We start from the raw sequence: 12,629 nt of genomic DNA, 5'->3' as shown, positions 1-12,629 counted from the left end.
ACTTTGCCTAGATGAGGTGGTAAGATAACTTCGTGTGCTTGGGAATTATTCACTTTGGAGGGCGAATCAATGTCTTATGAAAAAGTGAAACAAGCAGAATCGTTGACGATCGGCACCAAGCAAACGAAGAAGGCCATTGAGCAAGGCCGAGCGCTCGAAGTAGTAGTTGCAGATGATGCGGATCCGCAAGTGATACACCCGATCCTCACACTTTGTAAGGATCGTGGCATTTATGTAATCCACGTCGATTCGATGAAGCAACTTGGTAAAGCCTGTGGAATTGACGTGGGTGCTGCGACGGCAGCAATCTTGAAATGATCGAGAGCGACTGAATCCATCGTTGATCGCGCCCTATCTTGGGTGGGCGTGATCAACTTTCATAAATCCTTTAGTCGTTCCACTTTTTACGACCATGGAAGAAACACCTGGATCTGTGGTCTTGAGAGGATATAACCAACATCAGAAGGGGGTGCCAGTTATGCCAACAATGAACCAGCTCGTGCGCAAAGGTCGCCAAGCTAAAATCAAAAAGTCCAAATCTCCAGCGTTGCAATACACGTACAACAGCATGAAAAAAGAGGTTGTGCCACAAAGCGCGCCACAAAAACGCGGTGTATGTACGCGTGTGGGTACGATGACTCCGAAGAAACCGAACTCCGCTTTGCGTAAATATGCCCGTGTTCGCTTGACCAACGGCACGGAGGTTACCGCGTACATCCCAGGTATCGGTCACAACCTGCAAGAACACAGTGTTGTGTTGATCCGTGGTGGACGTGTTAAGGACTTGCCAGGGGTACGTTACCACATCGTTCGCGGTGCGCTTGATACCGCAGGTGTAGCTAACCGTAACCAAGCGCGTTCCAAATACGGCGCGAAACGTCCTAAGAAATAATAAAGCTGACGCAGCATAGAACCACAATGAAAAGGAGGGAGAAGCATGCCACGTAAAGGCCCAGTAGCTCGTCGGGATGCACTGCCAGATCCAATTTACAATAGCAAACTGGTAACCCGTCTCATCAACCGCCTGATGTATGACGGAAAAAAAGGGATTGCACAACGCATTTTGTACAATGCATTTGATCTCATTCGTGAACGTACTGGAAACGATCCGATGGAAGTGTTTGAACAAGCGCTGAAAAACGTGATGCCAGTGCTGGAAGTAAAAGCTCGCCGTGTAGGTGGTGCTAACTACCAAGTTCCAGTTGAGGTAAAACCAGAACGTCGCACCAGCCTTGGTCTCCGTTGGTTGGTTAGCTACGCTCGTCTGCGCGGTGAAAAAACCATGGAAGAGCGTTTGGCTAACGAAATCATGGATGCCGCTAACAATACAGGTGCAGCCGTGAAGAAGAAAGAAGATACGCACCGTATGGCAGAAGCCAACCGTGCATTTGCTCACTATCGCTGGTAATCAACATTCTTTCCAATATGAAGGGAGAAATTTCCGATGGCACGCGAATTCTCCTTGCAAAATACACGTAACATTGGGATCATGGCTCACATCGACGCTGGTAAAACGACCACCACTGAGCGTATCCTGTTCTACACCGGTCGCGTACACAAAATTGGTGAGGTGCACGAAGGTGCGGCCACTATGGACTGGATGGAGCAAGAGCAAGAGCGCGGAATCACCATTACTTCCGCTGCGACTACCGCTCAGTGGAAAGGTCATCGTGTCAACATCATTGACACTCCAGGACACGTTGATTTCACCGTTGAGGTAGAGCGTTCCCTCCGTGTATTAGACGGGGCAGTAGGTGTATTCTGTGCAAAAGGTGGCGTAGAGCCACAATCTGAGACGGTATGGCGTCAGGCTGACCGTTATGGCGTACCGCGCATTGCGTATGTTAATAAAATGGATATCCTCGGTGCTGATTTCTACGGCGCCGTACAGCAAATGCGCGAGCGCCTTGGCGCAAATGCTGTGCCAATCCAAATTCCAATCGGTTCCGAAGACAACTTCCAAGGTGTGATCGACCTCGTAACCATGAAGGCGATCATCTACACCGACGATCTGGGTACCACTTCCGAAGCCCGCGAGATTCCAGAAGAATACGCGGACAAAGCAGAAGAGTACCGCAACATCCTCGTGGAAGCTGTGGCCGAGTTGGATGAAGAGCTGATGATGAAATACCTCGAAGGTGAAGAGCTCACTGAAGAGGAAATCGTCTCCACTCTCCGCAAAGGTACCTGTGAAGTGAAAATCACCCCAGTCCTCTGCGGTTCTTCCTACAAAAACAAAGGGGTGCAACCACTCCTTGACGCAGTCGTAGCTTATTTGCCATCGCCACTGGATGTGCCTGCGATCCAAGGCACGTTGCCGGACGGTACGGAAACGGTGCGTCACTCCAGTGACGAAGAGCCATTTGCAGCGCTGGCGTTCAAAGTCATGACCGACCCATATGTAGGGAAGTTAACCTTCTTCCGCGTTTACTCCGGTACGTTGGATTCCGGTTCTTACGTAATGAACACCACCAAAGGCAAGCGTGAGCGGATCGGGCGGATCCTGCAAATGCACGCGAACCACCGTGAGGAAATCTCCACGGTATACGCTGGGGATATCGCGGCGGCGGTTGGTTTAAAAGACACCACTACAGGTGAAACTCTCAGTGACGAGAAGAATCCGATCATTCTTGAGTCCATGGAGTTCCCAGAGCCGGTGATCAAGATCGCGATCGAGCCAAAATCCAAAGCGGACCAAGACAAAATGGGTATGGCCCTTACCAAACTGGCGGAAGAGGACCCAACCTTCAAAACTTGGACCGACGAAGAGACCGGCCAAACGATTATTGCGGGCATGGGTGAGCTTCACCTGGAAATCATCGTTGACCGTCTGAAGCGCGAATTCAAAGTGGAAGCCAACGTGGGTGCTCCACAGGTTGCCTACAAAGAAACGTTCCGCTCCCCTGCCAAAGTGGAAGGGAAGTTCGTTCGCCAATCCGGTGGTCGTGGTCAATACGGTCACGTTTGGATCGAGTTCGAACCATTGGAAGAAGGCGCCGGCTTCGAATTCGTCAACAAAATCGTTGGTGGTGTGGTTCCAAAAGAATACATCCCAGCCGTTCAAGCCGGTATCGAAGAGGCCATGCAAAATGGTGTCTTAGCGGGCTTCCCAATGGTTGACATCCGTGCGACCATCGTTGATGGTTCTTACCACGATGTGGACTCCTCCGAAATGGCGTTCAAAATCGCTGGTTCGATGGCACTCAAAGCGGCCAAATCCAAATGTAACCCAGTCCTCTTGGAGCCAATGATGAAAGTGGAAGTTACGGTTCCGGAAGACTACATGGGTGACGTGATGGGCGACATCAACTCCCGTCGCGGCCGCGTTGAGGGTATGGAAGCGCGCGCTGGCGCCCAAGTGATCCGCGCAATGGTACCGCTGGCGGAAATGTTCGGTTATGTAAGTAACCTGCGTTCCCGCACCCAAGGACGCGGCGTCTTCTCCATGGTGTTTGACCACTATGAAGAAGTTCCACGCAACATCGCCGACGAGATCATTAAAAAGCGTTCTGGCGAGTAATTCCAATCATTTCCTGAGTTAAGAAACTGGCGAAGCGGAAGTTTCCGCTTCCCGGATTTCCATATATCAATTACAATAATACTTAGTTTCATGAGTAAAGGGAGGATACCTAGTCATGGCAAAAGCCAAGTTCGAGCGTACAAAACCTCACGTTAACATTGGTACCATCGGTCACGTAGACCATGGTAAAACGACTTTGACCGCTGCAATCACCACCGTTTTGGCTCAAAAAGGTGGCGCACAAGCGACCGCTTATGACCAAATCGATAAAGCACCAGAAGAAAGAGAGCGCGGTATCACCATCTCCACTGCTCACGTAGAGTACGAAACCGACAACCGTCACTATGCTCACGTTGACTGCCCAGGTCACGCTGACTACGTGAAAAACATGATCACCGGTGCTGCGCAAATGGACGGTGCGATCCTGGTAGTATCCGCTGCTGACGGCCCAATGCCACAAACCCGTGAGCACATCCTGCTCTCCCGTCAGGTAGGTGTTCCGTACATCGTAGTCTTCCTGAACAAATGTGACATGGTTGACGACGAAGAGTTGTTGGAACTCGTAGAAATGGAAGTTCGTGAACTTCTGTCCGAGTACGACTTCCCAGGTGACGACATCCCAGTAATCGCTGGTTCCGCTCTGAAAGCACTTGAAGATCCAACCGGTGAGTGGGCTCAAAAAATCCATGACCTGATGGCTGCGGTTGACGAGTATGTACCAACTCCAGAACGCGACACCGACAAATCCTTCTTGATGCCAGTAGAGGACGTATTCACCATTACCGGTCGTGGTACCGTAGCTACCGGTCGTGTAGAGCGCGGTGTAGTTAAAGTGGGTGACGAAGTTGAGATCGTAGGTCTTGGCGAAACCCGCAAAACCGTATGTACCGGTGTTGAGATGTTCCGCAAGTTGCTTGACTCCGCACAAGCCGGGGACAACATCGGTGCTCTGCTCCGTGGTGTTGAGCGTAAAGACATCCAACGTGGTCAAGTACTGGCTAAACCTGGCAGCGTAAACCCACACACCAAATTCAGAGCACAAGTTTACGTTCTGTCCAAAGAAGAGGGTGGACGTCATACCCCATTCTTCTCCAACTATCGTCCACAATTCTACTTCCGCACCACCGACGTAACCGGCGTTATCAAATTGCCAGAAGGCGTTGAAATGTGCATGCCTGGCGATAACGTAGAAATGGAAGTGGAACTGATCGCTCCGATCGCGATCGAAGACGGTACCCGTTTCGCTATCCGTGAAGGTGGTCGTACCGTAGGCGCTGGCGCAGTTACCGCGATCATCGAGTAATTGTTGCCTTCGCTAACAAAGCTGTTAACCCATATTGGGTTGACAGCTTTTTCTTTTTTCGAAGATGACGGATTGACAATGAATAAAGGTTGGAAGAATCAAGTTGGGTGGCCTTAACACATTCGGGTTTGGCGCGAGTATGAAAAGGGGGAGGCTATAGCCCGAGGAGACCTTTGCTGTGGTTAAACAGTGGATCATTACGAGTGGAGAGATGCACATATTTCACAGGTTGTGAATGGTAGGGACCATTTGCCCCTACTGTCGTTGGTCTTTTGCCCGGAATGACTTGCCGATGGAGTGATGACTTGATAGAATAAAACCAAATTTAGTACCTTATAATGTTTTGTACCTGGTTTAAGGTTGGTGAGGAAGTTGAATGCACAGTTTAAAAAAGGCGTGCTTACTTTATGCGTCCTGGTTTTGGCCAAAAACAAAGACCGCTATGGTTATGAGTTGGTACAAAGCATTTCGGAGAAGTTCCTGATAGCGGAAGGAACCATTTATCCGCTGTTGCGGAGGTTAACCAAAGAAGGGTACTTTTCCACATATTTGCTGGAGTCTACGGAAGGCCCTCCACGCAAGTATTACCGGTTGACGGATAAAGGAGCGGCTTATCTTGATGAACTGATCAAAGATTGGCGCATCTTTGCCGGTGGGGTGAACTGGATCATTGCGGAGGGGTTAGGACGTGAAGATGAAGGAAGTGGTCATCAATGAGCTTTACAAACTGGTGAAAGGGACTCCGGAATCAGGGTATCTTGAAACGAACCCGTTCCGCTCCAAACAAAGGATAGTTTCCCTTCTTTGGTGCGCTCGATAGAGGCTTGTGCAGGCACTCAGCAGAAGACAGGACCCCAAAATGACAAACAGGATGGGAGCAAGACGAAGTTTCATTTTATCCCTTCTTTCCTACTGAAGTAGATGAAAGACTTGGTAAGAGAATAACCAAACTCTATGTATATTCGGTTAGTGCCTTGTAAATATTCCAAAAGAATTGGGCAAAAAGGAGAGGCCAGCAAACTCCGTGAGAGGTGGACAAATGATATACCCGGCGAATCACTTGCAACCGCGGGCGAGTTCTAGTAAAATATTGTAAGTTCAGCGCGTTCATGGGAGAAATTTAAGACTATTAAGCTCTCTCTTATTTGTCGCTTCCGCAAAATAAAAGGAAAAAAGCTTGCATCTGCCTCTGTTTTTCATTATAATCTTGAATGTTGTCATGAACGCGATGATGCGAAAGGTTGCCGACACACCCGGCCCCTTTGCCATGGCTGGGCGGGAAATTTTCGCGGAGAAGTTCATTTAGCAAAATGAGCGAGAAGGAGGGTTAACAATGGCAAAACAAAAGATTCGCATTCGTTTAAAGGCTTACGATCACCGTGTTTTGGATCAATCCGCGGTGAAAATCGTAGATACCGCTAAGCGGACGGGTGCTAGCGTGTCCGGTCCAATTCCGCTGCCAACCGAAAAAACGGTTTACACGATCTTGCGTGCGGTTCACAAATATAAAGATTCTCGTGAGCAATTCGAAATGCGCACTCATAAACGTCTCATCGACATCGTAAATCCTACGCAACAAACCGTTGATGCGTTGATGCGCCTGGATTTGCCATCTGGTGTTGATATTGAAATCAAATTGTAATTGATGAATTTAGAGTGGTAGGAGGTGTACACAGTGAAAGGGATTCTCGGTAAAAAGATCGGGATGACTCAAGTCTTCAACGAAGATGGTGTGGTTGTTCCAGTTACCGTGGTTGAAGCGGGTCCATGCGTAGTATTGCAAAAGAAAGACGTTGCCAATGACGGTTACGAAGCGATCCAGCTCGGTTTCGCTGAGAAGAAAGAACATCGTGCAAACAAGCCTGAATTGGGTCATGCGAAAAAAGCGAACGCTGCAGCGCAAAAGTTCATTAAAGAAATCCGTGGCGTAAACTTAGCTGACTATGAGTTGGGCGGAGTTGTGAAAGCGGACATTTTCTCCGCAGGAGAACTGGTTGACGTAACTGGTACCTCCAAAGGGAAAGGGTTTGCTGGTGCAATCAAACGCCACAACCAAGCTCGCGGGCCAATGAGCCACGGTTCCCGTTACCATCGTGGGCCAGGTTCCTTGGGTGCGATTGCGCCAAACCGCGTATTCAAAGGCCAAACCTTGCCAGGGCGCATGGGCAGCGATCGCGTGACGACGCAAAACTTGCAAATCGTTGGCGTTGACGCTGAGAAAAACTTGCTCCTGATCAAAGGTGCGGTGCCAGGACCTAAAAATAGTTATCTCGTAATCAAATCCGCTGTAAAAGGCAAATAATTGACAGATTGAAGAAAGGAGGAGCATCCATGCCAAAGGTAGCAGTCTTAGACATGAGCGGTCAGCAAGTGGGAGAAATCGAATTGGCTGAAACGATTTTCGGTATTACCCCTAACCAAGCTGTACTGCATGATGCCGTTGTGATGCAACAAGCGTCCCTGCGTCGCGGTACCCACGCTGTAAAAAACCGTTCCGCTGTACGCGGTGGTGGTAGAAAGCCATGGAGACAAAAAGGCACCGGACGTGCTCGTCAAGGTAGCATTCGTTCTCCACAATGGGTAGGCGGTGGTGTGGTATTTGGACCAACCCCACGTACCTATGCTTATAAATTACCTAAGAAGGTTCGTCGTCTGGCGATCAAATCGGCTCTCGCTTCCAAAGTGATCGATAGCCAATTGGTTGTACTGGATGAGCTGAAACTGGAACAACCAAAAACCCGTGACATGGTTCAAGTGCTCAAAAATCTGGGAGTGGAGAGAAAAGCGTTGGTTGTGACTGACAACCTGGAAGAAAACGCAGTACTCGCAGCACGTAACATCCCAGGAGTAAAACTCATCTCTGCTGATGGAGTTAACGTACTGGACGTCCTCTATCACGACAAATTGATTCTCACTCGTGGAGCTGTGAATCGCGTTGAGGAGGTGCTTGGCCAGTGAAAGACCCACGCGATATCATCCGTCGTCCGGTCATCACCGAAGCTTCCACCGAATTGATGGAGCAAGGGAAATACGTATTTGAAGTAGATCCACGCGCCAACAAAGTGGAAGTGAAAAAAGCGATTGAGAAAATCTTCGGCGTGAAGGTTGCGCAAGTGAACACCATGCGTGTTCCTGGCAAAATCAAACGTTACGGCCGTTACAGCGGACGTACTTCCGAAAGAAAGAAAGCGATCGTCAAGTTGGCTACCGACAGCAAACCGATCGAAATCTTTGAAGTGTAATCATCCCAAACAAAAAGGAGGGAAAAAGGAATGGCTGTTAAACACTTTAAACCGACGACTCCATCCCGTCGTCACATGACCGTTTCTTCTTTTGAAGAAATCACCACCGACAAACCGGAGAAATCCTTGGTTGTTACCCTGGTGCGCAAAGCGGGTCGCAACAACCAAGGCCGTTTGACTGTACGTCATCAAGGCGGTGGTCATAAACGCAAATACCGTATTATCGACTTCAAACGCAACAAAGATGGAATTGCAGGTAAAGTGGCTACGATCGAATACGATCCAAACCGTTCTGCAAACATCGCCCTGATTCACTATGCTGATGGTGAGAAACGCTACATTCTCGCTCCACATGGCTTGAAAGTTGGAACCACCATCATGTCTGGTCCTGAAGCAGACATCCGCGTAGGTAACGCATTGCCACTCAAAAACATCCCTGTGGGTACCGTTATTCACAACATCGAGCTGAAACCAGGTCGCGGTGGACAATTGGTACGTGCAGCTGGTGCTTCCGCACAGCTTCTCGGTAAAGAGGGCAAATACGCGATCATCCGTTTGACTTCCGGTGAAACCCGCATGATCAACGTGGAGTGCCGCGCGACCATCGGTCAAGTGGGCAACCTCGATCATGAGCTCATCACCATTGGTAAAGCTGGACGTTCCCGTTGGTTGGGTAAACGACCAACCGTTCGTGGTTCCGTGATGAACCCGGTTGATCACCCACACGGTGGTGGTGAAGGTCGTGCACCAATCGGACGCAAGTCTCCGATGACTCCATGGGGCAAACCAACCCTTGGTTACAAAACCCGCAAGAAAAACAAAGCATCTGACAAATATATTATCCGTCGTCGCAAGAAGTAATCTAGGCTGGGATAAAGCCTCACTCGAAGGGAGGTTAACTATATGGGCCGCAGCTTGAAAAAAGGACCATTTGTAGATGCTCACCTGATCAAGAAAGTTGAAGAACTGAATGAAAAAGGTGAAAAACGAGTAATCAAAACCTGGTCTCGTCGCTCTACCATTTTCCCTGAATTCATTGGTCATACGTTTGCAGTGCATGATGGTCGCAAACATGTTCCTGTATTTGTGAGCGAAGACATGGTAGGCCACAAATTGGGCGAGTTTGTTCCAACGCGCACCTACAAAGGTCACGCCGCTGATGACAAGAAAACGAAAAGACGGTAGAGGTCTGGTTAAAGAGAGGGGGGTTACAACATGGAAGCAAAAGCTGTTGCACGCTATGTGCGCATCGCTCCACGCAAAGCGCGCCTGGTTATGGACTTGATTCGCGGTAAATCCGTAGAAGAGGCACTGGCGATCTTAAAATTTACTCCTCGCGCAGCATCTCCGATTATCGAGAAAGTACTCGCTTCTGCAGTTGCAAATGCTGAGCACAACTTTAACATGGACTCCAGCCGTCTGGTTGTAGCAAAAGCGTTTGTTGACGAAGGTCCAACCATGAAGCGTTACATGCCTCGTGCTATGGGTCGTGCGAGCCGTATTAACAAGCGTACCAGCCACATCACTGTGGTTGTAAGCGAAAAGTAATCAATTATTGAATAAGGAGGGATGAAGCTGTGGGTCAAAAGGTAAATCCAGTTGGTCTGCGTGTCGGAGTGATTCGCGATTGGGAATCCAAATGGTACGCTGACAAAGACTATGCTGATTTATTGCACGAAGACATTAAGATCCGTGAATTCGTGAAAAAACGCCTGAAAGACGCAGCGGTTTCCACTGTTGAGATCGAGCGCGCAGCTAACCGCGTTAACATCACCATTCACACCGCGAAGCCAGGCATGGTAATCGGTAAAGGTGGTACGGAAGTTGAAGCATTGCGCCAAGCGCTTGCGAAATTGACCAATAAGAAAGTTCACATCAACATTAACGAAATCAAAAACCCAGAGCTTGATGCATATCTCGTGGCTGAAAGCATCGCACAACAATTGGAGCGTCGTGTTTCTTTCCGTCGTGCGATGAAGCAAGCGATCCAACGTTCTCTGCGTGCTGGTGCGAAAGGGATTCGTACCATGGTTAGCGGACGTTTGGGTGGCGCGGATATTGCTCGTAGCGAAGGTTACAGTGAAGGTACTGTACCTCTTCACACCTTGCGTGCGGATATTGACTACGGTTTTGCAGAAGCGCACACCACATATGGCCGTATCGGTGTAAAAGTTTGGGTATATCGTGGCGAAGTATTGCCAACCAAAAACAAAGGAGCAGCGGAAGGAGGCGAGTAATCTATGTTGATGCCAAAACGTGTGAAATTCCGTCGTCCGCATCGTCCGAGCCTGAAAGGGAAGGCGAAAGGCGGCACTGAAGTCGCATTCGGCGAATACGGTTTACAAGCGCTTGAGCCAGCTTGGATTACGAACCGTCAAATCGAAGCTGCCCGTATTGCCATGACCCGTTACATCAAACGTGGTGGTAAAGTGTGGATCAAGATCTTCCCGGATCAACCGATCACCCAAAAACCACTTGAGGTACGGATGGGTAGCGGTAAAGGTTCCCCTGAAAAGTGGGTCGCGGTTGTAAAACCAGGACGCATCATGTTTGAGTTGGCTGGTGTACCGGAAGAAACAGCTCGTGAAGCGATGCGTCTGGCAGCTATGAAATTACCAGTAAAAACGAAATTCGTAAAACGTGAAGAAGCGGGTGGTAACGAATGAAAGCAAAAGAGCTAGTAGAGTTGACCACCGCCGAGATCGAGCAAAAGCTCGCACAGTACAAGGAAGAACTGTTTAACCTCCGCTTCCAATCGGCTACTGGACAATTGGAAAATCCAGCCCGGTTACGCCAAGTTCGCAAAGATATTGCCCGTGCTAAAACGGTCTTACGGGAGCGCGAACTGGGAATCGAAAGGAGGAAACAGGGATGAACGAGCGTACAACTCGCCGTAAAGTACGTGTCGGCAAAGTGGTCAGCGATAAAATGGATAAAACGATCGTTGTCGCTGTTGAGACCTATAAGAAACATCCACTGTACGGTAAGCGCGTGAAATACACCAAAAAATTCAAAGCTCATGACGAACTCAACCAAGCAAAAGTGGGCGATATCGTAAGAATCATGGAAACCCGTCCGCTTTCCAAAGACAAACGCTTCCGTTTAGTAGAAGTCGTAGAAGAAGCTGTTATCATCTAACATGAGACACGCGTGAATGACGCGGGAAGGAGGGAATACCATGATCCAACCTCAAACACGTCTTCGTGTGGCTGACAACTCTGGTGCGAAGGAAGTTATGTGCATCCGTGTATTGGGTGGTTCCAAAAAGTCCACTGCCGGTATCGGTGACATTATCGTAGCTTCTGTGAAACAAGCTACACCCGGTGGCGTTGTCAAGAAGGGGGATGTAGTGAAGTGCGTAGTGGTGCGCACGGTTCGCCCATCTCGTCGTCCAGATGGTTCCTACATCCGTTTTGATGAAAACGCAGCGGTTGTAATTAAAGAAGATAAAAGCCCACGTGGAACTCGTATCTTCGGACCAGTTGCCCGTGAGCTGCGTGATCGTGATTTCATGAAGATCATTTCTTTGGCACCGGAAGTACTGTAATCTGTTGTTCTTTATGACAAAGTAACATGTCGGTAAGTAAGGAGGTGCTAGAGACATGCACATCAAAAAAGGCGATATGGTTATCGTAATGCGCGGTAAAGAAGCTCCATACTTCGAAAACGGCAAAAAAGTTTACACCCGCGGTCGCGTGATCAAAGTTCTCCCAAAAGAGAATCGCGTGGTAGTTGAAGGCGTAAACATGGTGAAAAAGCATTCTCGCCCAACCCAAGCAAACCCTCAAGGTGGCATCATTGAAAAAGAAGCGCCAATCCACGTTTCCAACTTGATGATCGAGGATCCAAAAACGAAAGAACCAACCCGTGTTGGCTACCAATTCGTTGAGGGTAAAAACGGTGAGATGAAAAAAGTTCGCGTTGCGAAAAAATCTGGCGAAATTCTTGACAAGTAATGTTTAAGGAAGGGAGGTACACAAAGTGGCAGCACGTCTGAAAGAGCTGTACCTGAATGAGGTTGCTCCAGCCCTCATGAAGAAGTTCAACTACAAGTCTTCGATGCAATTACCTAAAGTTGAGAAAGTGATCATCAACATGGGTGTGGGTGAAGCGGTAGCCAATGCCAAATCGTTGGATGGAGCAGTGGAAGATCTCACCCTGATTGCTGGTCAAAAACCAGTCATCACCCGTGCTAAAAAATCGATCGCTGGCTTCAAGCTTCGTGAAGGAATGCCGATCGGTGTGAAAGTAACCCTTCGTGGGGAGCGTATGTATCACTTCTTGGACAAATTGATGAACATCGCTCTGCCACGCGTACGTGACTTCCGTGGGGTTTCTCCTAAAGCGTTCGATGGCCGGGGTAACTACACCTTGGGTCTGAAGGAACAGCTGATCTTCCCGGAAATTGCTTACGATAAAGTGGATAAAGTTCGTGGTATGGACGTTGTTATCGTAACGACGGCCAACACCGACGAAGAAGCCCGTGAGCTTCTCACCCTGATGGGTATGCCATTCCGCAAATAATCCTGAACGGATTTAAAAATACGATTAAAGGAGGGAATCA

General features: G+C 48.9%; 20 protein-coding genes. All 20 read left to right on the top strand.

The genetic code is table 11. The annotated features are described in order from the left end of the window. Positions 1-69 precede the first annotated feature (69 nt). Positions 70-318, top strand: coding sequence for a 50S ribosomal protein L7ae-like protein (locus ACFQNG_RS16450; RefSeq protein WP_379866704.1), 249 nt, complete (start codon positions 70-72; stop codon positions 316-318). 160 nt (positions 319-478) lie between these two features. After that, entirely contained in the window at positions 479-892 is a 414-nt protein-coding gene (gene rpsL, locus ACFQNG_RS16445; RefSeq protein WP_379866702.1) for a 30S ribosomal protein S12, read from the top strand. A 45-nt stretch (positions 893-937) separates the two neighbouring features. Continuing rightward, positions 938-1,408, top strand: coding sequence for a 30S ribosomal protein S7 (gene rpsG, locus ACFQNG_RS16440; protein WP_379866700.1), 471 nt, complete (start codon positions 938-940; stop codon positions 1,406-1,408). Positions 1,409-1,444: 36 nt separating this feature from the next. Further along, positions 1,445-3,520 (top strand): elongation factor G, encoded by a 2,076-nt coding sequence (gene fusA, locus ACFQNG_RS16435; protein ID WP_379866698.1) that lies wholly within the window; start codon positions 1,445-1,447, stop codon positions 3,518-3,520. Between the two features lie 115 nt (positions 3,521-3,635). Then, the gene (gene tuf / locus ACFQNG_RS16430; RefSeq protein WP_379866697.1) at positions 3,636-4,823 is read left to right on the top strand and encodes an elongation factor Tu; all 1,188 of its coding nucleotides are present in this window, start codon (positions 3,636-3,638) and stop codon (positions 4,821-4,823) included. Between the two features lie 372 nt (positions 4,824-5,195). Then, a complete protein-coding gene (locus ACFQNG_RS16425; RefSeq protein ID WP_379866696.1) occupies positions 5,196-5,540 on the top strand; it encodes a PadR family transcriptional regulator in 345 nt (114 codons plus the stop codon). 616 nt (positions 5,541-6,156) lie between these two features. Then, a complete protein-coding gene (rpsJ, locus tag ACFQNG_RS16420; protein WP_029072148.1) occupies positions 6,157-6,465 on the top strand; it encodes a 30S ribosomal protein S10 in 309 nt (102 codons plus the stop codon). Between the two features lie 33 nt (positions 6,466-6,498). Beyond that, on the top strand, positions 6,499-7,125 hold the full coding sequence (rplC, locus tag ACFQNG_RS16415) for a 50S ribosomal protein L3 (RefSeq protein WP_379866693.1): 627 nt from the start codon (positions 6,499-6,501) through the stop codon (positions 7,123-7,125). A 29-nt stretch (positions 7,126-7,154) separates the two neighbouring features. After that, positions 7,155-7,781, top strand: coding sequence for a 50S ribosomal protein L4 (rplD, locus tag ACFQNG_RS16410; RefSeq protein ID WP_379866692.1), 627 nt, complete (start codon positions 7,155-7,157; stop codon positions 7,779-7,781). After that, a complete protein-coding gene (gene rplW, locus ACFQNG_RS16405; RefSeq protein WP_379866690.1) occupies positions 7,778-8,065 on the top strand; it encodes a 50S ribosomal protein L23 in 288 nt (95 codons plus the stop codon). Before rplD ends, rplW begins: the two co-directional genes overlap by 4 nt. Positions 8,066-8,095: 30 nt before the next feature. Then, positions 8,096-8,926, top strand: coding sequence for a 50S ribosomal protein L2 (rplB, locus tag ACFQNG_RS16400; protein ID WP_379866687.1), 831 nt, complete (start codon positions 8,096-8,098; stop codon positions 8,924-8,926). A 42-nt stretch (positions 8,927-8,968) separates the two neighbouring features. After that, positions 8,969-9,250, top strand: coding sequence for a 30S ribosomal protein S19 (gene rpsS, locus ACFQNG_RS16395; protein ID WP_379866685.1), 282 nt, complete (start codon positions 8,969-8,971; stop codon positions 9,248-9,250). Between the two features lie 30 nt (positions 9,251-9,280). Next, a complete protein-coding gene (gene rplV / locus ACFQNG_RS16390; protein WP_379866684.1) occupies positions 9,281-9,613 on the top strand; it encodes a 50S ribosomal protein L22 in 333 nt (110 codons plus the stop codon). A gap of 29 nt (positions 9,614-9,642) precedes the next feature. Then, positions 9,643-10,302 carry a 30S ribosomal protein S3 gene (gene rpsC / locus ACFQNG_RS16385; protein WP_379866682.1) on the top strand — a complete coding sequence of 220 codons (660 nt, stop codon included), beginning with the start codon at positions 9,643-9,645 and terminating at the stop codon, positions 10,300-10,302. A gap of 3 nt (positions 10,303-10,305) precedes the next feature. Then, the gene (gene rplP, locus ACFQNG_RS16380) at positions 10,306-10,731 is read left to right on the top strand and encodes a 50S ribosomal protein L16 (RefSeq protein ID WP_379866681.1); all 426 of its coding nucleotides are present in this window, start codon (positions 10,306-10,308) and stop codon (positions 10,729-10,731) included. Continuing rightward, entirely contained in the window at positions 10,728-10,940 is a 213-nt protein-coding gene (gene rpmC, locus ACFQNG_RS16375; protein ID WP_379866678.1) for a 50S ribosomal protein L29, read from the top strand. Before rplP ends, rpmC begins: the two co-directional genes overlap by 4 nt. Beyond that, positions 10,937-11,203 carry a 30S ribosomal protein S17 gene (rpsQ, locus tag ACFQNG_RS16370; protein WP_379866676.1) on the top strand — a complete coding sequence of 89 codons (267 nt, stop codon included), beginning with the start codon at positions 10,937-10,939 and terminating at the stop codon, positions 11,201-11,203. The genes rpmC and rpsQ overlap by 4 nt, the downstream gene beginning before the upstream one ends. Before the next feature lie 40 nt (positions 11,204-11,243). Beyond that, positions 11,244-11,612 carry a 50S ribosomal protein L14 gene (gene rplN, locus ACFQNG_RS16365; protein ID WP_379866674.1) on the top strand — a complete coding sequence of 123 codons (369 nt, stop codon included), beginning with the start codon at positions 11,244-11,246 and terminating at the stop codon, positions 11,610-11,612. 55 nt (positions 11,613-11,667) lie between these two features. Beyond that, positions 11,668-12,021, top strand: a complete 354-nt coding sequence (gene rplX / locus ACFQNG_RS16360) for a 50S ribosomal protein L24 (RefSeq protein ID WP_379866672.1) — start codon at positions 11,668-11,670, stop codon at positions 12,019-12,021. 25 nt (positions 12,022-12,046) lie between these two features. Further along, a complete protein-coding gene (gene rplE, locus ACFQNG_RS16355) occupies positions 12,047-12,589 on the top strand; it encodes a 50S ribosomal protein L5 (RefSeq protein ID WP_379866670.1) in 543 nt (180 codons plus the stop codon). The last annotated feature ends 40 nt before the right edge of the window (positions 12,590-12,629 follow it).

Source organism: Laceyella putida, from assembly GCF_042665195.1.
Classification (GTDB): Bacteria; Bacillota; Bacilli; order Thermoactinomycetales; family Thermoactinomycetaceae; genus Laceyella; species Laceyella putida.
This window is presented reverse-complemented; position numbering and strand designations above follow the sequence as displayed.

Excerpts from the sequence above, each read along its gene's own strand:
- ACFQNG_RS16450 (WP_379866704.1), top strand. The coding sequence starts at position 70 with ATGTCTTATGAAAAAGTGAAACAAGCAGAATCGTTGACGATCGGCACC.
- rpsL (WP_379866702.1), top strand. The coding sequence starts at position 479 with ATGCCAACAATGAACCAGCTCGTGCGCAAAGGTCGCCAAGCTAAAATC.
- rpsG (WP_379866700.1), top strand. The coding sequence starts at position 938 with ATGCCACGTAAAGGCCCAGTAGCTCGTCGGGATGCACTGCCAGATCCA.
- fusA (WP_379866698.1), top strand. The coding sequence starts at position 1,445 with ATGGCACGCGAATTCTCCTTGCAAAATACACGTAACATTGGGATCATG.
- tuf (WP_379866697.1), top strand. The coding sequence starts at position 3,636 with ATGGCAAAAGCCAAGTTCGAGCGTACAAAACCTCACGTTAACATTGGT.
- rpsJ (WP_029072148.1), top strand. The coding sequence starts at position 6,157 with ATGGCAAAACAAAAGATTCGCATTCGTTTAAAGGCTTACGATCACCGT.
- rplD (WP_379866692.1), top strand. The coding sequence starts at position 7,155 with ATGCCAAAGGTAGCAGTCTTAGACATGAGCGGTCAGCAAGTGGGAGAA.
- rplB (WP_379866687.1), top strand. The coding sequence starts at position 8,096 with ATGGCTGTTAAACACTTTAAACCGACGACTCCATCCCGTCGTCACATG.
- rpsS (WP_379866685.1), top strand. The coding sequence starts at position 8,969 with ATGGGCCGCAGCTTGAAAAAAGGACCATTTGTAGATGCTCACCTGATC.
- rplV (WP_379866684.1), top strand. The coding sequence starts at position 9,281 with ATGGAAGCAAAAGCTGTTGCACGCTATGTGCGCATCGCTCCACGCAAA.
- rplP (WP_379866681.1), top strand. The coding sequence starts at position 10,306 with ATGTTGATGCCAAAACGTGTGAAATTCCGTCGTCCGCATCGTCCGAGC.
- rpmC (WP_379866678.1), top strand. The coding sequence starts at position 10,728 with ATGAAAGCAAAAGAGCTAGTAGAGTTGACCACCGCCGAGATCGAGCAA.
- rpsQ (WP_379866676.1), top strand. The coding sequence starts at position 10,937 with ATGAACGAGCGTACAACTCGCCGTAAAGTACGTGTCGGCAAAGTGGTC.
- rplN (WP_379866674.1), top strand. The coding sequence starts at position 11,244 with ATGATCCAACCTCAAACACGTCTTCGTGTGGCTGACAACTCTGGTGCG.
- rplX (WP_379866672.1), top strand. The coding sequence starts at position 11,668 with ATGCACATCAAAAAAGGCGATATGGTTATCGTAATGCGCGGTAAAGAA.